At 56.6% G+C, this 24,237-nt stretch carries 16 protein-coding genes, 1 tRNA gene and 1 pseudogene; 9 read left to right on the top strand and 9 right to left on the bottom strand.

Annotation, left to right across the window (positions count from 1 at the left end; all coding sequences use genetic code 11):
• Positions 1–54 precede the first annotated feature (54 nt).
• From BLR25_RS05600 to BLR25_RS05590, 3 genes are all read right to left on the bottom strand, one after another.
• Positions 55–417, bottom strand: a complete 363-nt coding sequence (locus BLR25_RS05600; protein ID WP_091935006.1) for a 5-carboxymethyl-2-hydroxymuconate Delta-isomerase — start codon at positions 415–417, stop codon at positions 55–57.
• Positions 418–507: 90 nt separating this feature from the next.
• Entirely contained in the window at positions 508–1,215 is a 708-nt protein-coding gene (locus BLR25_RS05595; protein WP_176785761.1) for an alpha/beta hydrolase, read from the bottom strand.
• A gap of 80 nt (positions 1,216–1,295) precedes the next feature.
• Positions 1,296–2,834 (bottom strand): fumarate hydratase, encoded by a 1,539-nt coding sequence (locus tag BLR25_RS05590; protein WP_091935000.1) that lies wholly within the window; start codon positions 2,832–2,834, stop codon positions 1,296–1,298.
• 170 nt (positions 2,835–3,004) lie between these two features.
• On the opposite strand from BLR25_RS05590, the gene nhaA reads away from it, so the two are divergent.
• The 3 genes from nhaA to BLR25_RS05575 all read left to right on the top strand — a co-directional run bounded on the left by nhaA (position 3,005) and on the right by BLR25_RS05575 (position 5,982).
• A complete protein-coding gene (nhaA, locus tag BLR25_RS05585) occupies positions 3,005–4,153 on the top strand; it encodes a Na+/H+ antiporter NhaA (protein WP_091934997.1) in 1,149 nt (382 codons plus the stop codon).
• 79 nt (positions 4,154–4,232) lie between these two features.
• Positions 4,233–4,323, top strand: a tRNA-Ser gene (locus tag BLR25_RS05580).
• A 492-nt stretch (positions 4,324–4,815) separates the two neighbouring features.
• Positions 4,816–5,982 (top strand): YagK/YfjJ domain-containing protein, encoded by a 1,167-nt coding sequence (locus BLR25_RS05575; RefSeq protein ID WP_091934994.1) that lies wholly within the window; start codon positions 4,816–4,818, stop codon positions 5,980–5,982.
• 197 nt (positions 5,983–6,179) lie between these two features.
• Here the strand turns inward: BLR25_RS05575 and BLR25_RS05570 are convergent, their stop codons facing one another.
• A complete protein-coding gene (locus BLR25_RS05570) occupies positions 6,180–6,485 on the bottom strand; it encodes a response regulator (RefSeq protein WP_281245568.1) in 306 nt (101 codons plus the stop codon).
• A gap of 101 nt (positions 6,486–6,586) precedes the next feature.
• Positions 6,587–7,627, bottom strand: a complete 1,041-nt coding sequence (locus BLR25_RS05565) for a sensor histidine kinase (RefSeq protein ID WP_176785760.1) — start codon at positions 7,625–7,627, stop codon at positions 6,587–6,589.
• Between the two features lie 238 nt (positions 7,628–7,865).
• Here BLR25_RS05565 and BLR25_RS05560 point away from each other — a divergent pair, with 238 nt between their 5' ends.
• The 6 genes and pseudogenes from BLR25_RS05560 to BLR25_RS05535 all read left to right on the top strand — a co-directional run.
• Positions 7,866–10,496, top strand: coding sequence for a chemotaxis protein CheB (locus BLR25_RS05560; RefSeq protein ID WP_245715479.1), 2,631 nt, complete (start codon positions 7,866–7,868; stop codon positions 10,494–10,496).
• 11 nt (positions 10,497–10,507) lie between these two features.
• Positions 10,508–12,394, top strand: a complete 1,887-nt coding sequence (locus BLR25_RS05555; protein ID WP_091934985.1) for a putative bifunctional diguanylate cyclase/phosphodiesterase — start codon at positions 10,508–10,510, stop codon at positions 12,392–12,394.
• A 1,226-nt stretch (positions 12,395–13,620) separates the two neighbouring features.
• On the top strand, positions 13,621–14,223 hold the full coding sequence (locus tag BLR25_RS05550) for a helix-turn-helix domain-containing protein (RefSeq protein ID WP_091934982.1): 603 nt from the start codon (positions 13,621–13,623) through the stop codon (positions 14,221–14,223).
• A gap of 180 nt (positions 14,224–14,403) precedes the next feature.
• The gene (gene istA / locus BLR25_RS05545) at positions 14,404–15,951 is read left to right on the top strand and encodes an IS21 family transposase (RefSeq protein WP_091934979.1); all 1,548 of its coding nucleotides are present in this window, start codon (positions 14,404–14,406) and stop codon (positions 15,949–15,951) included.
• A 20-nt stretch (positions 15,952–15,971) separates the two neighbouring features.
• Positions 15,972–16,706: an IS21-like element helper ATPase IstB gene (istB, locus tag BLR25_RS05540; RefSeq protein WP_091934975.1), complete on the top strand. Its 735-nt coding sequence runs from the start codon at positions 15,972–15,974 to the stop codon at positions 16,704–16,706.
• Positions 16,707–16,899: 193 nt separating this feature from the next.
• Positions 16,900–17,070, top strand: a pseudogene (locus BLR25_RS05535) (ATP-binding protein); the annotation flags it as partial.
• A gap of 791 nt (positions 17,071–17,861) precedes the next feature.
• On the opposite strand, the gene BLR25_RS05530 reads toward BLR25_RS05535, so the two are convergent.
• The 4 genes from BLR25_RS05530 to BLR25_RS05515 all read right to left on the bottom strand — a co-directional run bounded on the left by BLR25_RS05530 (position 17,862) and on the right by BLR25_RS05515 (position 23,917).
• Positions 17,862–19,853 (bottom strand): MBL fold metallo-hydrolase, encoded by a 1,992-nt coding sequence (locus BLR25_RS05530; RefSeq protein WP_091934971.1) that lies wholly within the window; start codon positions 19,851–19,853, stop codon positions 17,862–17,864.
• Positions 19,854–20,214: 361 nt separating this feature from the next.
• Positions 20,215–21,306 (bottom strand): hypothetical protein, encoded by a 1,092-nt coding sequence (locus BLR25_RS05525; RefSeq protein WP_091934967.1) that lies wholly within the window; start codon positions 21,304–21,306, stop codon positions 20,215–20,217.
• Entirely contained in the window at positions 21,306–22,982 is a 1,677-nt protein-coding gene (locus BLR25_RS05520; protein ID WP_091934964.1) for an AAA family ATPase, read from the bottom strand. Before BLR25_RS05520 ends, BLR25_RS05525 begins: the two co-directional genes overlap by 1 nt.
• On the bottom strand, positions 22,979–23,917 hold the full coding sequence (locus tag BLR25_RS05515) for a restriction endonuclease subunit S (RefSeq protein ID WP_143009772.1): 939 nt from the start codon (positions 23,915–23,917) through the stop codon (positions 22,979–22,981). The genes BLR25_RS05520 and BLR25_RS05515 overlap by 4 nt, the downstream gene beginning before the upstream one ends.
• Between the last annotated feature and the right edge of the window lie 320 nt (positions 23,918–24,237).

Here is a 24,237-nt window from a genome sequence, read left to right as displayed (position 1 = left end):
GCGGGAATCAGGCGCTGCGCGCCAGCCGGATCAGTTCGGCGATCCTGATTGCCCTTAGCCGGTGTGGGTGACCTTGATGAACGAGGCGCGCTCCATGTCGCGCATTTCGACGGCGATCTGCAGTGTCAGCCCTGGCGGCGCGATGAAGTGCTTCTGCAGGACGCTCTGCAGGCGTTGCGACAGGTCGCGCTTGATCTCGGGCGAACGTCCGTCGAGCAGCGCGAAGGTGACGTAGACGAAGCCGCGATCGCCCGCTTCGGTGCCGATGACGAAATCATCGACGCGGACGGCGCGGCTCTTGATGTCGATCTCGGTGAACTGGCCGGAGTCGGCGGCGGCGCGGTTGCATTCGGCGAGCACGGCGGCGAGGTCGACGGCCGGCAGGTTGGCGGTGTATTCGAGGGTCAGATTGGGCATGGCGGACTAAACCATTCGGGTAAAGCGCCATTATCGCCGGGATAGCGGAATCAGCGCGCGAAATCGGTGGGGCGTCGGTGGCGTGCGCGATCAGTCCGCGTTGGCGAGGTCGGCGTCAATGAACGCGCTTAACGCCGAGCGAATATGCTCGACGCGTTCGGGTTTCGCGATGGCCCAGCGGTGAATCGGGTGCGGACAGTCGCGGAGCAGCAGGCTGTCGACACGGCGTGCCTGCCGGAATGAAGTCCGGTAGAGGTCGTCGACCGCCTTCGGGATGACCGCGTCGTGGTCGGCGGCGACGTAGAGCACCTTGCCGGTATAGGTGGCGCAGAGGTCGCCGGCGTCGCTGTCGAGATAGGACTGCGGCCGGCGGATGGCCTCGCTGAAACCGTGGCCGAAGCGCAGCGACCAGGCTTCGCTGGCATAGGCGGCAGGGCAGAACAGGATGAGGTTGCGGGCGCTCGTTTGTTCGAGCAGCTTGAGCGCGCCGTAGCCGCCCATGCTGGTGCCAATGAGGAAATCGATCGGCAGGCCGAGGTGACGGAGGACGATCAGCGCATCGTCGCGCCGGTCGGCGAGCGAGCACTCGCTCCGCTCGCCGGCACTGTCGCCCCAGCCCGAGCAGTCGAACGAGGCCCAGCCGATGCCGCGGTCGGTGAAGCAATTGGCAAGGTAATCGGTCGATGCGCGCGTCGACAGGCCTCCGCCGTGCAACGACAGCGCGATGCCTCGGCCCGGCTGTGTCGGCGGGATGAAGTCAAGCGCCAGGCGCTTGTCGCGGTAAGTGAGTATTTCCATCCGTGGGAACAAACGTAAAGAGCGGACGTAAAAGCAGGCGTAAAAAAGCCGGCCCGCAGGCCGGCTTTCGGAACGACGTCTTAGTGCTTGTTGCCGAACAGGGTCTCGACGGGAAGGATGCCGATCTTCTTGCACCATTCGGCCGGGCCGGTGGTGTGGATCGCCGAGCCGTTTGAATCGACGGCGACGGTGACCGGCATGTCCTGCAGGTCGAACTCGTAGATCGCTTCCATGCCGAGATCTGCGAAGCCGACGACCTTGGCGCCCTTGATCGCCTTGGCGACGAGATAGGCGGCGCCGCCGACGGCCATCAGGTAGGCCGACTTGTTGTCCTTGATCGCCTCGATGGCGATCGACCCGCGCTCGGACTTGCCGACCATGGCGATGAGGCCGGTCTTTTCCAGCATCATGCGGGTGAACTTGTCCATGCGTGTCGCCGTCGTCGGGCCGGCCGGGCCGACCACTTCGTCGCCGACCGGATCGACCGGGCCGACGTAGTAGATGACGCGGTTGGTGAAGTCGACGGGCAGCTTCTCGCCCTTGGCCAGCATGTCCTGCACGCGCTTGTGGGCGGCGTCGCGACCGGTCAGCATCTTGCCGTTGAGCAGCAGCTTCTGGCCCGGCTTCCAGGCGGCGACCTGTTCCTTGGTCAGCGTGTTGAGGTCGACGCGCGTGGCTTCCTTGAGGTCCGGCGTCCAGGTGACGGCGGGCCAGTCCTCGAGCTTCGGCGGTTCGAGCTTGGCCGGGCCGTTGCCGTCGAGGTGGAAGTGGATGTGGCGGGTGGCGGCGCAGTTCGGAATCATCGCGATCGGCAGGTTGGCGGCGTGCGTCGGGTAGTCGACGACCTTGACGTCGAGGACCGTCGTCAGACCGCCGAGGCCTTGCGCGCCGATGCCGAGGGCATTGATCTTCTCGTAGAGTTCAAGACGCAGTTGCTCGGCTTTGGTCGTGGCGCCCTTGGCCTTGAGTTCCTGGATATTGCACGGCTCCATCAGCGCTTCCTTGGCCATCAGCATGGCCTTTTCCGGCGTGCCGCCGATGCCGATGCCGATGATGCCGGGCGGGCACCAGCCGGCGCCCATCTGCGGCACGGTCTTCAGCACCCAGTCGACGATGTCGTCGGACGGGTTGAGCATGGCGTACTTGGCCTTCGCTTCCGAACCGCCGCCCTTGGCCGCGCAGATGACGTCGACATGATCGCCGGGGACGATTTCATAGTGCACGATCGCCGGTGTGTTGTCCTTGGTGTTCTTGCGGGAACCGGCCGGGTCGGCGAGCACCGAGGCGCGTAGCGGGTTGGTCGGGTCGTTGTAGGCGCGCTTGACGCCTTCGTTGACCATTTCCTGCAGGCTCATCGTCGCGTCGGCCCACTGCACGTTCATGCCGACCTTGAGGAAGACCATGCCGATGCCGGTGTCCTGGCAGATCGGGCGGTGGCCTTCGGCGGACATGCGCGAATTGGTCAGGATCTGGGCGATGGCATCCTTGGCCGCCGGATTCTGTTCGCGGTCGTAGGCATCGCCCAGCGCCTTGATGAAATCGAGCGGGTGGTAGTAGCTGATGAACTGGAACGCATCAGCGATGCTCTGGATGAGGTCTTCCTGCTTGATCTGGGTCATTTCAGGTACTCGCTTTGGTTAATGGAAAAGATTGATGGAAACAACGAAATCGTGTTGCCGTGCAGTCTGTCCTGCCCCGCAGAACGGCCAAGATTCTACATCAAGCCCGGCCCTCTGCGCCGGGCTTTCGGGCGATAATAGGATGCTGGGGGCAGCGGCGGAGCTGGCGAATGACGCGTATTTCCGGGGTGTTGACCGAGACTTTTCAGCGATTTATCGCGTCGGAGCGGGCCGGCGGCTATCTGCTGATCGCCGCAACGCTGGTCTCGATCGTGCTGGCCAATTCGCCGGCCGGCCCGGCCTATCTCGGTTTCTGGCAGGGCAAGATCCTGGGTCTCAGTGTCGAACACTGGATCAATGACGGGCTGATGGCGGTCTTTTTCCTGCTGGTCGGCCTCGAACTTGAGCGCGAACTCTACGTCGGCGAACTTTCCGAACTCGGGAAAGCCTTGCTGCCGCTGGTCGCGGCCTTGGGCGGCATGCTGGCGCCAGCGCTGGCGCATTACGCGCTCAATGCCGGCACGCCGACGCAAGGCGGTTTTGGCATCCCGATGGCGACCGACATCGCTTTTGCGCTCGGCATCCTGTCGCTGCTCGGCAGCCGGGTGCCGGCGGCGCTCAAGGTCTTCGTCGTCGCCTTTGCCGTCATCGACGATCTTGGCGCCATCCTGGTCATTGCGGTTTTTTACACGGCCGATCTGTCGCTGGCCTATCTCATCGCCGCGCTGGTGCTCTGGGCAGCGCTGATCGTGCTCAACCGGCGGCGGGTGATGGCTATGCCGGTCTATCTCGGCGGCGGCCTGTTGATGTGGTTCTGCCTGCTGCATTCCGGTGTGCATGCGACGCTGGCCGGCGTCCTGCTTGCTTTTGCGATTCCCTTCCGGCATCTCCGGGCGGAGTTGCCGTCGCCCTCGCACCGGCTTGAACATACGCTGCACCGGCCGGTGGCTTTTGTCATCCTGCCGCTGTTCGCGCTGGCCAACACGGGCGTCGTCCTGACCCCGGACTGGGCGTCCGGGCTGCTGTCGGCCAATTCACTCGGCATCGCCGCCGGTTTGTTGCTCGGCAAGCCGGTCGGGGTCCTGCTCGCGGCTGCGGCGGCGCTCGCGGCCGGCGTCTGCAGACTGCCGGAAGCGGTTGGCTGGCGGCATCTCGCCGCTGCTGGCGTGCTTGGCGGCATCGGCTTCACGATGTCGATCTTCATTACCAATCTGGCCTTCGCCAACCAGCCGGAGATCGTCAATGCCGCCAAGATCGCCATCCTGGCGTCGTCGTCGCTGGCCGGCGCATTCGGATTCCTGCTGCTCCTGCGGCGCTAGGGCGATGGCAGTGGGTCGATCGCGTTACACTGCCGAGCGTTTGGTGATCGGCAGCCGTTCTGCTAGAATGCCGCCTCCCGGAGAGATGGATGAGTGGTTTAAGTCGCACGCCTGGAAAGCGTGTGTAGGGTAATACCCTACCGCGGGTTCGAATCCCGCTCTCTCCGCCAGATGTCAAGAAAAAGCCCTTGTAAATCAAGGGCTTTTTCTATTTTTTGTTGGGTTGGTGTGCCATCTGGTGTGCCATTCGCTATTTTCTTCGACGTTTGGCTAAAGAGCAGATGAACTATTCTGCCTCCTGCATTTATTTCTTGGACCAACGCGACTTGTTGTTGAGGCAGGACTCAGTTTCGTCGTGATGGTGCTTTTTTTCTATCCTATGGATGGCACCATAACTTCGTATACGTCCGGTAAGCACTTTTTCGTTGATCTATAGCGACGGGATAGGGCTTTTTCTGCAAAGTACTCGCACATTCAATTATGTTATGTATATTATAATATATATAAACAAATAGAATATTTATCCCCTGTAGTGTTAGCGAAGAATCACCCGAAGACTCTGCTTCAGAGTTTCGTACTCCGTTAAACCAATTCTAACTCTGCATCCAGACGTCTCATTGTGAGATTGGAGCCATCCTTTCATAAACGAATAGGAGAGTTCCATGACCCACAGTAGACATGACATCCCGCTGATTGCCAGCGACGGTGCGGCAAAATCACCTCATCATTCCTCTGCCGTCGATCCACTCCTACGGTATTTCTTCGAGAAGTACGAACAGACGAGAAAAAAGTATGGCATTGCCGAGAACGATCAAGAAACTACCTTCCTCGCAATTGAGCGATTCGTCGCCGAGGTCTTAGCAGATCATGAACCTGGAATTCAGATTCGCGAGGGCAGGTATGGCAAGTTGGAGTTCCGACAATCACTGATCGCTAAACGATACTATCGTTCGATGAACGAGTATCTCAGCCGATACCAGCCAGGAGTCTTCTATAGCCCTTTGCTTGACTTGTTCTACGAGTCTTGCCGCGAAATCGGCATCTTGGGATATCGGTTCGATCCGCTGATGATGCCTAGCGACTCGCTCGCACTAGTGTATGCCGACAAATTCAACCAACTCCTTGAGCGTATTCGCGAGAAGGGTAGCACTCGTCAGTTCAAGAAGAAATTGTCGAACAATTTTGGCAAGCGGTTCGGAAAATTCGTGGGATTGGTTGAGTACGTTGACGCCCTCTTTGACCGTGTTCGGTCACGGCTAATCGTGATCCGCCTGGATTTGAAATATCACCCTGAGAAAGCCAAGGAGATGGTGCCTGGTCAGGCACGGACAGACCTAAAGCATTTCTTCGACAACATGCGCAGCAAGCCCAGCCTCTTCGATGATCTCGCGGGCTACGTTTGGAAGATGGAATGCGGTGATTATGGTGGAGAGCATTTTCATGTTTTCCTGTTCTTCACCAACGATCGGATGCAGAACGACTGCCACCGTGGCATGGAGATCGGCGAGTACTGGGAAAACGTGGTCACGAAAGGCAGAGGTACATACTTCAACTGCAATTCGCCAGAGAACAAGAACAAATTTGACAGATATGGCCTACTGGCAATCGGTCGTGTCGAATATTACGATGATCGCAAGCGCTACAACCTCCTGACTCCGCTCGCCTACATCTGCAAGGACGAACAGGTTGTTCGGGTAAAGACGAAGAAAGCGTCACGATCATATGGTCGAAGTGAAATGCCGGGTGAAAGAGCCGGGCGAAGGGGGAAACCGAGATCCGTTGATGTGCCGTACCAGGGCTATCTGAACTTGGTGTCTTTGCGTGCCTGATTTATTGATGTTTGAAGCCTCCGCATATCTCGCCTGCGCATGATTGCGCAGGCGATAGCGAGGAAAGCCTCATCGATGAGTGCAAAGCGTTCGAATCAGACTGTTAGTCGCTGGAAATCGCGAAGATTCCAGTCATGCGCACTGATTATTCCCCCTCAGCGTAATCGAATCTCGCAGCGCTCCGTCGATTGGCCTCGTTACAAGGCCAGAAACCTTGTCGAGCGATTCTTAAATCGCCTCAAGCAATTTTGTCGCATCGCTACGCGAAGCTTACTCTGGAAGGGGGGCGTGAGAAAGTCGTTCATTCCAACAGCGAAATACTGCGCGCGGTGATCCGAAAACGCGTTAGCAGTTAATGCCAGAATTGGGGTATAGCGACAGTTCGATAATTCGCGGATTCGTTGTGTTGCTTCAACGCCGCCCATTTTCGGCATTTGCATGTCCATCAGGATGGCAGCGTAGTCCATCTCGCTGGTCTGTTGAATGGCTTTCCAACCGTCAATCGTTCCACCCGTAACCCTACGTCCTCAAGCATGAATTGATCATATTGAGACTGAATGGATTATCCTCCACAACCAGAATGCGACAATCGGCTTAATGCGGACTAAGTACTAGTTTGGTCTCGGAAATTGAGTTGAAACGGAGCACGTTGATTATTGCAACTGATCAGTCTAGCCGTTAGCCAGAATGTGCTGCCGACTCCGACCGTACTTTCAACTCCTGCTTCACCTCCCATCATTTCCGCCAACCGCTTGGTAATGGCGAGTCCTAGTCCGGTGCCTCCGTACTTGCGTGTCGTTGAACCGTCGGCCTGCGAAAAAACTTTAAACAGGCCTGGTAGCGTTTCAGGGGCAATCCCGATTCCGGTGTCCTGAACCTCAAAACGGATAACTACCGAATCGGGATCTTCTTGCTGCTTCATCGCGCGTAGCGTGACGGCTCCCCGATCGGTAAACTTGACGGCATTACTAACGTAGTTGATCAAGGCTTGCTTCAGACGTGCCTCGTCGCCCTGCAATAGGGGCCAGGCCGTGTCCGTTATAACCTGAAGAGCAATCCCCTTTGCCTGTGCGTGTGCAGTCAGGATAGATTTAACTGTGGCCAACAGGCTGTTGATATCGATAGGGGCTTTCTCCAAGACAAGATCGCCGGCTTCGATCTTGGAGATGTCGAGAATGTCGTTAATGATATTGAGCAGGTGTTCAGCTGCGGTGTTGATGTTGTCGAGGCGTTTGGTTTGGAAGGGATTCTCAGCATGGCGTCTGAGGATATGTGCCATCCCGATGATGCCGTTCAATGGTGTGCGGATTTCATGGCTCATGTTAGCCAGGAAAGTGCTCTTGGCGCGGTTAGCTGCCTCGGCGGCTTCTTTGGCCAGAGCCAGTTCACGAGTGCGCTCTGCAACGAGCTCTTCAAGATGCGCCTTGATCTCCGCTTCACGGTTTAACGCTTCCATCATTGCATCCTGCGTCTCTCTCAGCGCGGAATTTTGCAATTCCAGTTCGATCTGATGGACCCTCAGTTCATGAATCAGGCGTTGTCTTTCGCCGTCACCAACCGGAAGTGATTTTTCCTGCTGCATTACTTGCTCCTCGGCAAGTCGACGCAGTTCCGCTGGTTCACATGCCCCGCTGTTCTTCGCCATGACAAGTCCCCCTGTTATTAGACGTGCCCGGCTCCCATCGTGGCTGCCCGTGAAGTCTTTGAGTAGAAAGTGGTGAACATATAACAACACCATATTACGCCCGTGTTTAGAAACCAAGTAATCTAATGACGTAGGCAATTCGTGTCCCGAGTTGTCAGTAGATGGTGATAATGGTATTGATGGCTGTGCCCATCACCAAGTGCTCAACTCCACGACAACATCAAATCAAAGGGTAGCAATGACGCCCAAGAAGAACATTATGCCGGTGACCAAAGACATCCAACTCGCTGCTCCTTCTCTGCTTGAGCCGAGCACGGTGGAAATAGCCGACAGTGCTCCGGCCGCCATGATTCCAACGGATTTCCCCGTTATCGGCATTGGTTGCTCGGCGGGCGGCCTCAATGCCCTGGAAAAGTTCTTTCGCCACGTGCCAGCAGGAATTGGCGCAACATTTGTCGTTATCCAGCATCTAGCACCTGACCACGCCAGTGTCTTGCCAGAGTTGCTACAGCGGGTTACCTCGATGGTCGTCGCGGAGGCCACGGACGGCTTGGTCTTGCAGACGGGGTTCGTCTATATCATTCCGCCTAATCGGGATATTTCCCTCTTGCACGGCACACTCCGATTATTTGAGTTCTCCAAGCCCGATGGCCAGCACCTGCCGATCGATTTCTTCTTCCGTAGCTTGGCGGAAGACCGGCGCTCAAAAGCCATTGGAGTCGTCCTTTCCGGAATGGGTTCTGACGGTCTCTGTGGGGTGCGCGCGATCAAGGACAAGGGCGGACTAACCCTGGCGCAAGAACCAACCAGTGCCTTGGCCGATAGTATGCCCCGGAGCGTCATCGAAGCGGGTTTGGCGGACAGTGTGGCCATACCCGAGGCACTAGCGAAAATGATTGCCGACCATCTGGGATATCCCGCGCTCTCAGCGCATTCCGAAGCGCCCACGCCGACCGACGTTCATCGCGCACTCGACAAGATCATCATCTTGCTGCGTGATCGTGGGGGTAACGATTTTTCCCAGTACAAGAACAATACACTGCATCGCAGGATCGAGCGGCGTATGGCAGTGCACCAGATCGCTGCCATAGACGACTACGTGCGCTATCTGCGCGACAACCCTGACGAGCTGGACCTGCTGTTCAAGGAGTTGCTGATCGGTGTCACCAGTTTCTTCCGCGATGCAGACGTGTGGGAACATCTACGTACGAAAGCACTCCCGGCCTTACTGGCGCGACACCCGCGGGGTCGGGCTTTGCGTGCCTGGGTTCCCGCTTGCTCGACTGGCGAAGAAGCCTATACGCTGGCCATGGTATTTAAGGATGTCTTGGCGCAACAGAAGCCGGAGGCGCGCTTCACACTGCAGATCTACGCCACCGATCTTGACACCGATGCCATCGATACCGCGCGCAAGGGACTCTATCCCGCGAATATCTCAAAGGACGTCTCACCTGAACGGCTAGCCCAATATTTCACGCCTGAAGAAAGGAACGGTTATCGCATCAGCAAGAAAATTCGTGACATGCTGGTCTTTGCCGTACAAAACGTCATTTCCGACCCGCCTTTTACCAAGCTCGACATTCTCACCTGTCGCAATCTGCTGATCTACTTTGATGGAAAGATGCAGAAAAAGCTTCTGCCGCTATTCTATTACGCGCTCAACCCGGACGCTTTGCTCGTCCTTGGCAACGCCGAAAGCGTAGGGAATTTCAACAACCTGTTTTCGCCGATCAACCAGAAGGCGCGTATTTTTCGTCGCTGTGACCAAGTACAGTCGATTTCCGAACTGGAGTTTCCCCGCAAAATGCCCAGCACACCATTATTCATCGCCCCCCCCTCGCACTCCCTGCCCGGCGAAAACCTTGCGCAACTCACCGACCAATTCATCCAGCAAACTTTCGCACCAGCAGCCGTGCTGGTCAATGCAGAGGGGGACATCCTATATGTGAGCGGACGCACTGGAAAATACCTCGAACCCGCGGCGGGGAAATTCAACATTAACATCCATGCCATGGCACGCGAGGGATTGCGCGAGGCGCTCACTGGTGTTATCTCCCGGGCCCTGAAGGATTCAGTGCCGATTCTGATGAATGGACTGCATATTGGCACAAATGGCGGCACACAAGTCGTCAATGTAGTTGTGCAGGCTATAGAAAAGCCGGACGCCCTTCGCGGGCGTGTCATCATCGTTTTCAAGGATGTACCCACGCCGCGGAGTCAGCGCAGAACGAGCAGGAAGGGCTCACAAAGCGATCAGAGTGCGCTGATGCAGGAATTGCAGCAAACTCGCGAAGCGCTTCAGGTTACCCGCGAGGAAATGCAAACCACCGTAGAGGAACTCAAGTCGAGCAACGAGGAACTGCAATCCACCAACGAAGAGTTGCAATCGACCAACGAAGAACTGACCTCCTCGAAGGAAGAGTTGCAGTCGCTCAACGAGGAACTACAAACGGTCAATGCCGAACTGCAATCCAAAGTGGATGATCTCACTTGGGTGCGTAACGATATGACCAACCTGCTCAATAGCACTGAAATCGCGACGATCTTCCTCGACAATGAATTGATGCTGCGCCGCTTCACCACGTATGCTACTAAGCTCTTCAAACTGATTCCCGGCGACGTCGGGCGACCACTTTCAGACGTTGTTACCGACCTGGAGTACCCCCAGTTGAAGAATGACGCGCTTGAAGTGTTGCGTAGCCTGGTGTTCCAAGAAAAGGAGATTCCGACCAGGGATGGTCGTTGGTATCGAGTGCGTGTCATGCCTTATCGAACCCAGGACAATGTAATCGATGGCGTGGTAATGACCTTCATCGAAATCACCAAGATGAAGCAACTCGAGGCAGATCTGAAGCGGCTAGGGGCTTAGGAGGAGCAGTTATGGACCGAACCGCCCGCTGCAGTCCCAGTAAATTGCGCCGACGCGCCGAGGAAAATCTAGCGAAACAATCAACGGAGTTCCCCGTCAACGAAACGGATGCACAACGCCTTCTGCACGAACTGCAAGTGCATCAGGTCGAACTCGAAATGCAGAACAGTGAATTGCGACGCCTCCAAAGTGCATTAGAGGAGAGCGAAGAGCGTCTGCGCGTTGCCATGGAAACGACGCGTGACGCTTTGGTCATTCTGGAAGGCGAACACGGCGCTATCACGGTCTGGAATCCCGCAGCTGAAGCAATTTTTGGCTTCAAGCAGGCCGATGTTCTGGGTCTGTCGCTGCATGAGTTCTTGACGCCCCCCCGGTTTCGCGAAGCTGCGCGGCGCGGTTGGGAACATTTCTTCCGCAGTGGGGAAGGCAGTGCGGTAGGCAAAACACAGGAACTGGTGGCGTTGCGTAAGGACGGGACGGAAATCCCCATCGAACTGTCGCTTTCCGCCATGAAATTACGTGGAAAATGGCAAGCAACAGGTATCGCTCGCGACATTACCGAACGCAAACGCTACATAGAAAAATTGGAGTACCAGTCCAATTATGACGAGTTGACAGGCCTGCCGAACCGCACCCTATTCCAAGACCGGGCCAGCCAGGCCATGGAGGGGTGTTATCGGACTGGGCACCACGGTGCGCTGCTTTTTCTCGACCTGGACAACTTCAAAGTACTCAACGATACACGTGGACATGCCATTGGTGACCAAATGCTGGTTGAGACTGCCAAGCGCATTGTGGCCAACGTGCGTGCCGACGACACGGTAGCACGATTGGGTGGGGACGAGTTCGTTGTGATGCTAAAGGAATTGAGCAGGGACGCTGCTGAAGCAGCCGTGCAGACTCGTCTGGTGGGAGAGAAAATTCGGGAAAGCCTCGCGCAATCTTTTACCCTGATCGGGGGTGAATTTCATTGCTCGGCTAGTTTTGGCGCCAGCCTTTTCCGCGGTCACAATATTACGGTGGAGACCCTGCTCAAGCAAGCCGACATGGCGATGTACAAAGCCAAGAGCTGCGGACGCAATGCACTGTATTTCTTTGATCCGCGCATGCAATCGGCGCTTGACGAACGCACCCTGCTTGAAGCCGATCTTCGGATGGCAGTAGCGCGCGGTCAACTGCGCCTATACTACCAGGCGCAGTTTGGCCAAGATCGTCGAATTCTTGGCGCTGAGGCCCTGCTGCGCTGGGAACATCCGACACGAGGCCAAGTGTCCCCTGGCGATTTCATTCCGTTGGCCGAGGCTTCCGGGTTGATTCTGTCTGTCGGCCACTGGGTGCTCGAAACGGCTTGCACCCAAATCAGGGCATGGGCTGCGATGCCGGAGACACGAGAACTTAGACTCGCCGTTAATGTTAGCGCGCGACAGTTCCAGCAACCGGAATTTGTCGCCGAGGTGTTGCAGGTTCTGAAAGATAGCGGTGCCGATCCTTCGCGTCTTAAATTGGAACTCACGGAAAGCATGAGGCTTGAGGACATTGAGGATTCAATCGACAAGATGCATGCCTTAAAGGCGCATGGCATCGCTTTTTCGATCGATGATTTTGGCACCGGGCACTCTTCCCTTGCCTATCTGACCCGGTTGCCGCTTTATCAGATCAAGATAGATCGTTCGTTCATTAGGAATTTGCCGGACAGTCAGAACGATGCTGTCGTTGCTCAAACGATTATCTCCATGGCGCAAAGCTTGGGATTGGAGGTTATTGCAGAAGGCGTGGAAACGGAATCACAACGAATATTTCTTGAGCGCCACAACTGTCGTGTTTACCAAGGCTATTTGTTTAGCAAGCCAGTCCCGCTCGGGCAGTTTGAAGAACTATTGAACGTAACTGATAAGTAGTAGCGGGCGTTCGCGCTGACATTTCGAACGGGAGCAGTAGGTTTGACGCGGCGTTTGTGGTCGAGGGACGAAGAGATGGCCGCAGGCACTACAAGGGTTGTCTTCATACGAGTCTCCGCTAGGAGTGACCGTATTGAAACCCTGTTAGCGCTTAGAATTGTATCGATGCCACACAGGAATATTTTGCATTTCAGGCTCTATGAACTATATTCAGGAGGCAATACCCCCCTCTCGCCCCTGCTCCTTGCACCTTTTGAGACAGGGGCTTTTTGTTGCCCCCATGTTTTGTGGTCCTCGGCTCATGCTGGTTGGGCCGTCAAGAAAATTCGAAGTCAGAAGAAAGCAAGAAGCTTCCGGGAACGTGTAGACAGAATTTCACATGGGATAGAACAGACGGAGCTTGAGCTTTTCCAGCATTTCCAATGACAGAGGGCGATTGTCATGAAGTACGTTAACTTCAGTTATCTCCTGGCGTTGTGGTTCGGATTTGTTGGTATGCTTCAAGCCACACCGTTGGATGGAACCGCGCGTAGTATTGTAATTCTTACAGAGTCTGTGTCCTGCATCGACGAGTCGAGAAAATTTCCATCACTATCGGACTATACGAAAGCCGAAATATCGAATTACTGCGTTTGCCGTGCAACGAAAATGGCTGACGACCTAACGATGGAAAATTTTGTTCGACTTAATAGCGAACGAAAGAATGGGATTGCTCGGGACGATATCGATCGGGCAATTTTGTTTTGTAATCAGAAATTTTTGCGCCGCCCCACTACTCCTTGAAGAGGAGTTCCTGGCCATTTCAGAGTTCACGGTCTTAAAAGTGCTATGACTCGGCAAAAACACTAAGGCAAAAAAATTGTTCGCCATGTGTTCGTGCTAGCTTCCCATTCGCTCAAAGCGAATAAAAAAACGGCCTGCAGACAAATATTAAGCTGCACGCCGTAAATGGGGGGGTCGAGGAATACATGGTCATCGTAGTTACGAAAAGCTTTAAAATCAACAAATTATCCTTGTTTCCCTGGGGATATGAGCATGTCATAAATTTTGTGTTTGAGGCATAACATGTTGCGTAAACCCGACACTGACCGTAATCCTGCCAACAATAGGTGTTCGTACCGACTGAATTCCAGGCAGTTTGAAGAGGTTGTGCCGGTTTAAAACTGGTCAGGGTGTTCAACCTACCCTGTGCATTTTTTGCGCAGGAGCGAGACGGGGTGATCACCATGGAAATGTTTGGCAAGGTACGCAGGATGTTTTACCGGGACGGGATGTCCCGTTCTGAAATCGCAAAGAGAACTGGACTGTCGCGAACAACGGTCCAGAAGTGGGTTAAGGCGCCAGCGGGCAGTGCGCCGAAATACCAACGCGCAGGCCGGCCCGGCAAGCTGACGCCATACAAGGACGAACTACTTCAGGCACTCAAAGCCGATGCACGTCGTCCGCGTCGTGAGCGGCGCACAGCGCTGAAACTGCTGTCGATGATTCAGGCCAACGGCTACTCCGGGGGTTATACAGCGGTCACGGATTTCATCCGCGCCTGGCACGCCAGCCATGGACAGTCAGCCGTACGCGCCTTTGTGCCGCTGCAATTTGAACCTGGTGACGCACACCAATTCGACTGGAGTGAAGAACATCTGGTCATTGGCGGTGTTTGGCGCAAGATTATGGCGGCGCATCTAAAGCTGTGCTTTTGCCGAGCTTTCGTGGTGCAGGCGTACGAGCACACCAGCGTGATGATCACGACCAATCTGCCGTTTGCCGAGTGGGCCAGCGTCTTTGGTTGCGTATTCCGACGCAAGGTGACCGGTGATTCCGAAAAGGTGTGACCGCTGATTCCGAGGACGTGACCGGTGATTCCGAAATAAGTGTGACCGATTTTGCCGGCGTATCGGAACGGGCGGTCACGTTGTCGGAATCGACGGTCACGATGTCGGAACGGAAAGCGGATGTGTGGCAAAGACGTTTAACAAAGCCGCTACCCTCCCGGGTTTTTTGCGAGGGAAGGGATGGCGGCGGAACGGATTGCCATGCACAAGATCAAGGAGCTTTTGCGGCTCAAATACGAATGCGCGCTGTCGTTCGAGCGAATCGGACGGGCGCTGAAGCTATCGAAAGGTGTTGTCGCCAAGTACGTCAAGGCGGCGCAGGTGGCGGGGCTGGATTGGGCGCAAATCCGAGCGCTGGATGAAGAGGCGCTGGAACACCGTCTGGCTCTTCGCACCGGGCGCGGGAAATCCCGCGGGCACGTGGCGCCGGATTTCGCGGCGATTCATCAGGAACTGAAGAAGAACGGCGTCACCCTGGCGCTGCTCTGGGAAGAGTATCGGCAAACGCGGGGCGAGGCGGCCTACCAGTACTCGCGTTTCTGCGACCTTTACCGGGACTATGCCAAGGGGCTCAAGCGCTCGATGCGGCAAACGCACCGGGCCGGCGAGAAGTTGTTCGCCGATTACGCTGGCGATACCGTCCCGGTCATCGACGCCGCCACGGGCGAAATTCGCCGGGCGCACATCTTCGTCGCCGTGCTTGGTGCCTCGAACTACACCTACGCCTGCGCCACGGCCGCCGAGACGCAAGCCGACTGGCTGGACGGGCTGGGCCGAGCGCTCCAATTTATCGGCGGCGTGCCCGAACTGATCGTCCCCGACAATCCGCGGGCGCTGATAGGCCAAGCCAACCGCTACGAACCCGAACCGCAGCGGGCGATGGCCGAATTCGCGGCGCACTACGGCACCGCCGTCCTGCCGGCGCGTCCCTATCGCCCGCAAGACAAAGCCAAGGTCGAGGTCGGCGTGCAGATCGTCCAGCGCTGGATTCTCGCCCGGCTCAGACACCGGCGCTTCTTCTTGCTGGCCGAACTGAACGAGGCTATCGCCGACCTCGTCGACGACCTCAACCGCCGACCCTTCAGGAAGCTCCCCGGCTGCCGCCGGGACGCCTACGAGTCCCTGGACCGTCCGGCGCTCAGACCCTTGCCGGCGACACCTTTCCAGTACGCGCACTGGAAGAAGGCCCGCGCCAACATCGATTACCACGTCGAGGTCGACGGCCATTACTACAGCGTGCCACACGCGCTCGTCCGACAGGAAATCGAGGTTCGCCTCACCCCGAACAGCGTCGAATGCTTCTTCAAGGGCAAACGGGTGGCCGCGCACCAGCGTAGTCCGCATCGCGGCGCGCACAGTACGGTGCCGGAACACATGCCGGTCTCGCACCGGGCACACGCCGAATGGACGCCCGGCCGAATGCTCAACTGGGCCGCCACACTCGGCCCGGCGACCACCCAAATCGTGCGTTTCCAGCTCGAATCACGCCCGCATCCAGAGCAAGGCTATCGCGCCTGCCTGGGAATCATGCGCCTGGCGCGCCAGTACGGTCCGGAGCGCCTAGAAGCAGCCTGCGCCCGCGCCATCGCGCTCGGGGCATGTCGCTACAAGTCGGTCGCTTCCATCCTCAAGGCCGGCCTGGACCGGCAGCCGTTGCCCGGCGCGCAACAACGCGAACTCATCTTGCCGACGCACGCCAATGTGCGCGGCGCGTCCTACTACCACTGACCTCAACCCCAAGGAGACTTATGCTCACTCACCACAGCCTGACCCAACTCAAGACGCTCCGCCTGGACGGCATGGCGCGTGCCTTCGAGGATCAACTCGGCCAGCCGGGCGCCACGGCGCTGTCGTTCGAGGATCGCTTCGCGATGATCGTCGATCGGGAGATCGCGTTCCGCGATAGCAAGCGGCTCACGCGTCTGCTCAAGCAGGCCAAGCTCAAGGTTGGCGGCGCCTGCCTGGAAGACGTCGATTATCGTCCCGGACGCGGCCTGGACAAGGGGCTCCTCGCTTCGCTCGGCGGCGGCGACTGGATCCGCCATCACCACAATTGCATGATCACCGGCTCGACCGGCAGCGGCAAGACCTGGTTGGCTTGCGCGCTCGGCAATGCCGCGTGCCGACAAGGCTTCTCGGCACTCTACATCCGCTTGCCGCGCCTCTTCGAGGAGCTGCGCATCGCACACGGCGACGGCAGTTTTACCCGCCGTCTGGCCGCGCTGGCCAAAACCGATCTGCTGTTGATCGACGACTGGGGGCTGGCGCCGCCTTCCGCCACAGAACGTTCCGACTTGCTGGAAATCCTCGACGATCGTGTCGGCACGCGATCCACCGTCATCACCAGCCAATTGCCCGTCGAGCATTGGCATGAGTATCTCGGCGAGCCGACCCTCGCCGATGCGATCCTTGATCGCATCCTGCACGCCGCTCACCGCCTTCCGCTGGCCGGCGAGTCGATGCGGAAAGCGAAACCCGCATGAAGTCCGCGCCCATCATACGGGTTCCCCACAGGCGGCCGACCGCCAGCGTGAGAGGCGCGCTGTCGTCCGCCTATGGACAACCCTGTACCACGTCATCGTGACCGGTCAGGGTACAATTTGAACCCCACACATCCGTACTTCCGCATCGGTCACGTTCGTCGGTGCAGCCGGTCACGTTCGTCGGAATGCGCACTTTGGTGATGCCAAGATGACCACCGCGCTGCTCGATCGCCTGACGCATCATTGCCACATCGTCGAAACCGGAAACGAGTCGTATCGCTTCCGGCACAGTAGCGAAGTCGCCCGAACGAGAATCAAGGCCAGAGAACAGAGCAAACGCAATCCGGTTTCCGAACCCTTCTGAGCCGCCGCGCTGGAAATTCCGCTCCGGGCTACGCCCTGCGCGGACTCTCCAGCGCCAAAAACGCATTCCCATCAACGAACCGGAGGCCCAATCCAACAACGACTACGCTACACTGATCTTCAGCTGGCTATCCGAAAACCAGCTTTCGCCCCTGACCAAATTTCAGCCGGCACGCCTGCACAGAATTCACCCGGTACGGACATTCGAGCGCCCCCCGATCTAAGCCGATACGGAAAAGGTTTTGTCGAGAATGGCCGCCCCGTTACCCCCTATGCACGGACAGTCACAGCAACGTTCGAGGAACGTTTTCGAGTAATAAAAAAGCCGCCCGGAAGGGAGGCGGCTTGAAGGGGGGGTAGTTCGATTACTGCGATACCAGCATAGCACCAATTCATGAATACGCAAGCGACCCACAAAGTATGGGATTTGTCATTTGGCTCCGATCTCAACGCATAAGAAAAAGCCGCCCCGGAGGGCGGCAAAGTCATGGAGTGACAACCAGGGGGAACGCAGTCAACTTGATCATAGACCATCATGCAGGATACAAATTCATGCGATGAGTGGACAGTTCCAATCATTCGCGGGTTCCGCCTTGCCAGTACGTTCCCATAGTGCCCACGAAGGATTCCGTTGCATCTACGACCGCTCCCGACGCATAGCCGGTTGTAGGGGCAATTCAAACAACTCGGCCGAAACAGACAATCGATGCCATTGAAAATTTCGACAGCTCCGAGTACCAAAGCTGACCTTGGGCACGTAACCATAGTTTGAACATATTACTTTGGTCTGGCCTAGCCTCTCTGCCCTGGTCTTGGTGGTCTCTGTAACTTCAGCGTCTCGGCAAGCAGGTCGTTGGTGCGGCGCTGCTCAAGGAAAAGTCTCAGAAGCATCGAGCGCAACTCGTCCATTTCGCTGATAGGTTCGTCCGAAATCCATTTATCGAGATCGAGGTCGAACCAGGCAGACGCGCGTGTTGGCACCTCGATGCCTGCTATAGAGCAGTCGGTATCTGCCCTAAAACCTATGCGCTGCTCAATGGATTGGGCCAGCGCTTGGCGCATTCTTTCGTCTCCGTGATTGATAAACACTCGACATGCCGATTGCGGAATGGTGTGCCTGCTTATACGGCGAAAAACGAAATCAACCAACCCGTCGCTGTCCGCGTGTCCCGAGTAATAGCCTCCCAAATCCTCCACCTTCGCCCTGATATTCGAGGTTTCGAATGTAGCGTCGCCAAAATTCAGTTGTTCGGAGACGGCGTTCCCGGACGAACGCGAAACAGCCCGCAACCTGCCACCGACAGTCTCGGGGTCGGCGTAGCCTGTCAGCACTATGGTCGACGTACTGATGGGTAACTCTCGAATTAGATGCGGGACAACTGGGCCCACATCGCACATACCGCTGCTGCTGAGGACAATATTTACATCCCCATCCTTCATAACATCTTCAGTCTCTTCAGGCTTGCAGAATCGGAGTATGTACGATGCAAATTTCGACTCGCTTTCACGCTCGCCAAGAAAGAGCCGATCCGTCAAAGCGTCCACCTGGACTTGAGAATCGAGGCCGAGTAGTTCCTTCAAAGCACAATTACGATACATCGGCACGCCGGGTGATCCGGGCATGCATCGCTTAAGTTCACGTCTGAATACTGAGGTTACGCGCTGTCCCAACGGCGAATCCAGAATTACCTGAATCCGAACTTTGGGAGTGAAGACTCGCATCTCTCTCACCAAACTCCGAGCCTGCTCGAGCGTTACATTGTCGTCAGCGATCGGCCGATAGACTGTATGAAGTTTGCCGCTATCGTCGATCTCCTCGCAGCGTAAGAAAATCTCATTGAAGTGATCACGCCGGTTTTTGGGCCATTCATGCATAGCATTAATGGGCCGGTCGATCTTGTTACCGCGCAGGCCTAGTTGGAGAGCGTTCTCTATATGAGCGTCCTCAGTAAGCCAAGGGCGTACAGAGACAATTTCTTCGCGCAAATTGCGCTCCAGAACAACGTGTATATCGAAGAGCAACTCTTGGCAACGGTGAATGCTAAAGCAGGGAACGACAATGGTGGCTTTTACTGTCTCAACGGCCGAACGAATGATTCGTTTCCACTCTTTTAGTCGGTTGTTCGCATCAGCGAACTGCGGTTCTCGTACACGCCCTCCATAGGTTGACTCGACAAGCAGATACTGCGGGGCGCCACTCAGGTAGGCGCGCCCCGCAAGCAAAGACTGGTTTGCAACCTCGTCGTTGTTGGGGCCTAAATCACCGCTAAATGCCATTTCTTTCCAGGAGTCCTCTCCATTGCGCCATCGGATCGTGACGGAGCATGCACCACCGATATGCGCGGTTGGTTGGAAGGATGCGAATAGCCCCTTTGTTATTGCGAATGGTTTTCCCCATCCGAAACCGTTCAGTTCGTCGACGTGTGTGAACTGGAGTAACTCAACGTCCATTCGCGTAAATGGTGCGCCAGACATAGTCGAAGCGCTGATCAGGTTCAATCGAGCCAGTTCCGCTGTGAAGCGGGTGCAATAGATTTGCCCCGTGAACCCCTCACGCACAAGCCTTGGTAGCAATCCGCAGTGGTCAAGGTGAGCGTGGGTAAGAAGAACGAAATCGATACGTGACGCTAAGAATGGCCACGGCGCTAGGTTGCTCGCCAACGCCCTTGGATCTCCTTGCGCCATTCCGCAATCAACCAGAAAACGCAGACCCGCCTCGGAATGCTCTAACAACGTGCAGGAACCGGTGACGCGTTCAATCGCGCCTATGAACTTAGCTTTCATTTAGGTTGATGATCTCATACAAATTTCGAGCGTTTGAGCTGCAGCAAAAACCTGACAACAGCCGATTCCGAATTCTAGATCTTTGCCATCATTACTTGAGAATCTGAGATGCGCGCTCTGAGTGGTCCATGTTTGAGTTATAGCTTTCGTAGTTACCGCGAAGTCAACTTTCAATCTCGAGAAGACGTAGGTGGTTGCTACTTCGATTGTTGACTCTGGCCGACGAGCGATGATCGGCCAGAGTGGTCGGTCAGCATGTTGCTCTTGAGCGGCAGGTTTACACAAGAATCTGGACATGCCCCTTTCCTAATAGTCAACAGCGCACTCATCGGGAGCTGCTTTTCTGCACAGAGACCGCTGTTCACTGGAAGAACAGTGCCTCCATGTCCTGAATCGCTTGGGGCGTCAGGGTAGTCGCCTGGCGCAAAGCCTCACGGCTCCCCGGATTCATGCCAATCACCGCCGCGTAGACACGCGCACGCCAGTAGTTGAAGGGCGTCAGCCTTTGTGCCTGGGCTTTGGCAAACCCGACCTCACGGAGTTTCTGTAGAAAGGATGCATCGTCAGCCGCGCGAGCATCCTCGGCCAACTTTGCTCCCAACTCCTTGAACTCACCCTCCACGCGAGACTTGATCTCGTAGACGTCATCCCAGGTCGCGAGCTTCTCTTGTCGATCAGGATCAGCGCTCCGAAGGTTCACGACCACGCGTGGAAACAGATCGTTCGCGTCATTGACGACCACCTCGATCTCTTGCAACGATGCGCTCTCGGTCCAGGGCGAAAAGCTGAGGCGACGGATTCCACCCTTGAAAACTAAGTCTTTCGCCAGCTTGGCCTTGGAATTGCAGGTGTTGCAGATGGGCAATAAGTTCTTGGGATCGACTCCGTATAGCGGGTACAGATCTTTCGCCAGAAGGTGGTCGTACGGGCCGCGCCACTGCTCGTTGTCGTTTTCATCTGCCCGAACCTGAGCAAGGTACTCCGTCCCGCAAACGCAGCACACATTGCCATTGCCTGGCGCGTTACCGTGACGAAAGCGTGCGTAGTGGTCGTCAATGCATTCACCACATGCCTGCTCCACACCTTGGAGCTTCGCCGTACGCTGAAAGAGGTGAACAGCCAGTGACTTCAATGCGGGAAAGACCGCTTCGGGTATGGCTGTCAGCGGTACTGTCCGGTCGGACAGGAAAGCACAGGGGTCAGTTCTCGCCGCCAACGCAGCCCCAAGAGCTTGTTTTTGCCCTTGATCAAGCGCCGACAGCTTTGCCGACAGGGCATCAACCGCAGTGCGAGTCGGCTCATTTCCAGCAATCGCAGCACACAGGCCGGCCGGAAGGTGGGCCTCATCCACTGGCCGCCTTTCCAGCGCTGCCAGCATCGCTTCTACAAGGAATAAGTTAAGCCCGTCAAAAACCTTCGACTGCTCAAGATTTGGTCTGATCTCAAACAGCATCAGGAAATTCTCAACTTATTGATGAGATACGAACGCTCCATCGATTCGCCGACGGAATCCTCAAGCCATTCCAACTTTTTTTCGGTTGTAAGTTGAGGGTTTTCCAGCCGCTCGCGAATTTCCTGGACAGCCGTTTCGGAGATCGTTGCACGCAGGTTGAAGTGCTTTTTGATCAGCACGTCAAACGATGCACCAAATGTTTCTCCTGGCGGATTCGTCATGTCGGTCACGCCGTCGACCTTCTTAAAATGGAACACCGCTTCGCGAAGCAGCGAAGAGACCAGAAAGGGCGAGTGCGAGGAGATCATGGCCTGGGCCTTTCCGTTGGCCTCATTCGCCTTTTCAAAATCCAAGTGGAACCGTGTGCGCCAGCTTGGGTTCAGGTGCGTTTCGGGCTCGTCGTAAAGGAACAGCGTCTCATCGTCGCCGAAGAGTCGCACGGCGCCCAGTGTCAACAGAAGCTGTACTTCTCCGTCGCTCAAGTCGTCAAACGCGACACTTCGTTCGCCATCAGACATCCAGAGTTCCTGCACAGAAAGTGGGAGTTTCCCTTTCAGTGGCTTCTCTACATGGCCTTGAAAGTCGTCGCGACGCAGTGCGCGTTTCATCGTCCCAGACCATTCATCAACGCCCAGAAGTTGAAGCTTGTACAGCGCCGAGAACCACTGGTCAGGCGCTCGCGAGTTGTCAGCCATGCGCTGGATTACTTCCGGGTCCTGAAAATTGATCTCGATATCACCCGCCAAGTAGTCCAGCTCCAGCAACTCATACTCGGGCTCGCTGGTCTCGCGGGAGATCGCTTTACAACTGTTTGGCCCCGCCAATTCGATCAATCGCTTAATGTCGCGGGCGTTGTCCGAAGCAGTCGCTTGGCCACGCAGGTCGTACCTCAACACCACGCGCGCTGGATGGCGGAAAGGGATCTCATTCCACACCTCGTCACGATCAGTATGCGAAAGCATGCCGAGTGTCGCGATCAGCAGCGCTGCGCAGTCATAGTCAAGGAAGAGGTTCTTGGGGATCGCCGTGTCGGTCTCACGTAGCCTGAAAAGACCCGATTCGGGATCCTCCCCTTCGGCAGCGAATATGCCCGGGTTGCGCTTGAGATAGCGCTCATTGATGACGAGCGTCGCCCTTTCATCGACATTGGACTGAGCAAGTTCCTTCTTCAGGTTCGCCCTGACACGAATCACGTCAAAGTACTGAAGCGCATTGCGCATGAAGGCCCGTTGAAGGTTCTCGGACATGCCGGAGGCGTATCCAATGACCCGCGGTAGAGCCAACTCCTCCAATGAGCCATCTGCCGTGATCTCACTCCATGTCTCCTGAGCCAGCTGTGCAACACCATCGTGAGGCTGATCAGACAACTGGTGCACCGCAATTCGAAGACCATCCCGCGTGTTCACGGTGAACCGGCGTAAGCCTTCGTAGCGAGACGAAGCCATCTCGTAGGAAACGCGAAAATCATACCCCAGCGGCGCGCGTACCCGGAAATCCTGTCGCTGCCGCCGCTCAAGGAAGGCAAAGGCCTCGGCGATGAGTTCCATCACCTGCGACTTGCCTGAGCCGTTGGCGCCGATGAGGACGGCCACGTCTCCACTCACCGATGAGAAGTCAAAGGCCTGATCCCTCAGGCCTTTGTATTGCCCGAACAGCTCAATCGACAGCAGCTTCATGCCGCGCTCTTCCGCCCGCGCTTCGCACTGGTCGACGGTGCTTCCTGCTGCAGTCGGCGCAGCAGTTCACTCGCCGGTTCGTCGTTCGGGTCTTGTGGCACCAGTTCTCCGCGGAAGGCCTTGGCCAGCAGGGCCGGAGTCAGGCGTTCGGTGGCGGTCTGAGCGGTTAGCAGGCGGTCTTCTAGGCGATCAGCGAAGGTGAACAGTGTTTCGACGCGCCGGACGATTTCGCCTTGCTCTTTGCGTGTCGGCAGTCGACAAGGTGCAGCGATGACGGTCTGCTGATTGATCTTCGGCATGTTGCCTGCAGTACCAGTCGCGTGCTCGCGGAAAAACTTTCTGATGTCTGCTGAGCTGAGCAACAAATGGAGGAAGGCCGGGGAAGTCCGCTCATTGGCACGGCACTTCATCATTAGGTCCGGGTAGATGTAGCCGCCAAGCTCGACATCAACCACTGCGCTGACCCCGACGTACTCGAGGGAGTTGGCTCGCTGGATCAATACGTCGCCTTTTGAGATCCACAAATGAGAGTCAGGCGGAATGTTGTCGGGAACGAACTTGAAGCATTCGGGGCGGAAGCGCCCTGTCGTCGTCGCGGAGAGTGTCAGTGAGCGAATGGGCGTCTCGTGATCGACGGCCTTCGGCGAATAGCCGTTCCGCGGCTTTTCTCGGAGCAGGTCACCGATCTGGCAATCTATCCAAGAACATATGCTCGGATTGACCTCGCGCCAATCCTCCGTCAAACGCCCCGATGTGGCGGCAGCGAGGACGGACTGGCGGAAGCGTTTGAGGATGGGGGCGACGCGAGCCAGGCGGGTGTTGACGGCCTCAACGCGGGTTAGGACGGTGTCGAGTTTATCGGCAATGCGTTTCTGCTCGGACCTCGGAGCCAGAGGAACAACGAGCTGCGAGAAGCGCTCGTGCGTGATGTTCATGCCACTTTCACTGATTCCAGTCTTCATGGCATCGATCTGATTTCTTGTTTTCGGCGTTCGCAAGAATGCCTCAAGAAGTCGCGAATCAATCAAATGATCGTTTGCTCGGAATCGGTACATCTTTCCCGAGATGAATCGCTTAGCAGGCGTCTCCCGTACCAGGCACGCGACTCCGCAACGAACTCGTGGCCCCGCACAAGTCATGAGGAGATCACCGGGCTTAACCTCCAATCGCTCCTTGGGGTCAAGCGAGTCTGGAAGTCGCTTGTTGTGCTCAGGAAGGTAAGCACCATCCTGAATTGCCGTTGTTTTCAGAGCTC

Source organism: Propionivibrio dicarboxylicus (assembly GCF_900099695.1).
Classification (GTDB): domain Bacteria; phylum Pseudomonadota; class Gammaproteobacteria; order Burkholderiales; family Rhodocyclaceae; genus Propionivibrio; species Propionivibrio dicarboxylicus.
Note: the sequence above shows the minus strand (reverse complement) of the source record. Positions and strands in the feature narration are given on the sequence as shown.

Bases quoted from the DNA above. Each gene is read 5' to 3' on its own strand.
- istB (WP_091934975.1), top strand. From the start codon at position 15,972: ATGCTCACTCACCACAGCCTGACCCAACTCAAGACGCTCCGCCTGGAC.
- istA (WP_091934979.1), top strand. From the start codon at position 14,404: ATGGCGGCGGAACGGATTGCCATGCACAAGATCAAGGAGCTTTTGCGG.
- BLR25_RS05555 (WP_091934985.1), top strand. From the start codon at position 10,508: ATGGACCGAACCGCCCGCTGCAGTCCCAGTAAATTGCGCCGACGCGCC.
- BLR25_RS05550 (WP_091934982.1), top strand. From the start codon at position 13,621: ATGGAAATGTTTGGCAAGGTACGCAGGATGTTTTACCGGGACGGGATG.
- BLR25_RS05515 (WP_143009772.1), bottom strand. From the start codon at position 23,917: ATGAACATCACGCACGAGCGCTTCTCGCAGCTCGTTGTTCCTCTGGCT.
- BLR25_RS05590 (WP_091935000.1), bottom strand. From the start codon at position 2,834: ATGACCCAGATCAAGCAGGAAGACCTCATCCAGAGCATCGCTGATGCG.
- BLR25_RS05595 (WP_176785761.1), bottom strand. From the start codon at position 1,215: ATGGAAATACTCACTTACCGCGACAAGCGCCTGGCGCTTGACTTCATC.
- BLR25_RS05600 (WP_091935006.1), bottom strand. From the start codon at position 417: ATGCCCAATCTGACCCTCGAATACACCGCCAACCTGCCGGCCGTCGAC.
- BLR25_RS05560 (WP_245715479.1), top strand. From the start codon at position 7,866: ATGACGCCCAAGAAGAACATTATGCCGGTGACCAAAGACATCCAACTC.
- BLR25_RS05575 (WP_091934994.1), top strand. From the start codon at position 4,816: ATGACCCACAGTAGACATGACATCCCGCTGATTGCCAGCGACGGTGCG.
- BLR25_RS05565 (WP_176785760.1), bottom strand. From the start codon at position 7,627: ATGGCGAAGAACAGCGGGGCATGTGAACCAGCGGAACTGCGTCGACTT.
- BLR25_RS05525 (WP_091934967.1), bottom strand. From the start codon at position 21,306: ATGCTGTTTGAGATCAGACCAAATCTTGAGCAGTCGAAGGTTTTTGAC.
- nhaA (WP_091934997.1), top strand. From the start codon at position 3,005: ATGACGCGTATTTCCGGGGTGTTGACCGAGACTTTTCAGCGATTTATC.
- BLR25_RS05520 (WP_091934964.1), bottom strand. From the start codon at position 22,982: ATGAAGCTGCTGTCGATTGAGCTGTTCGGGCAATACAAAGGCCTGAGG.
- BLR25_RS05530 (WP_091934971.1), bottom strand. From the start codon at position 19,853: ATGAAAGCTAAGTTCATAGGCGCGATTGAACGCGTCACCGGTTCCTGC.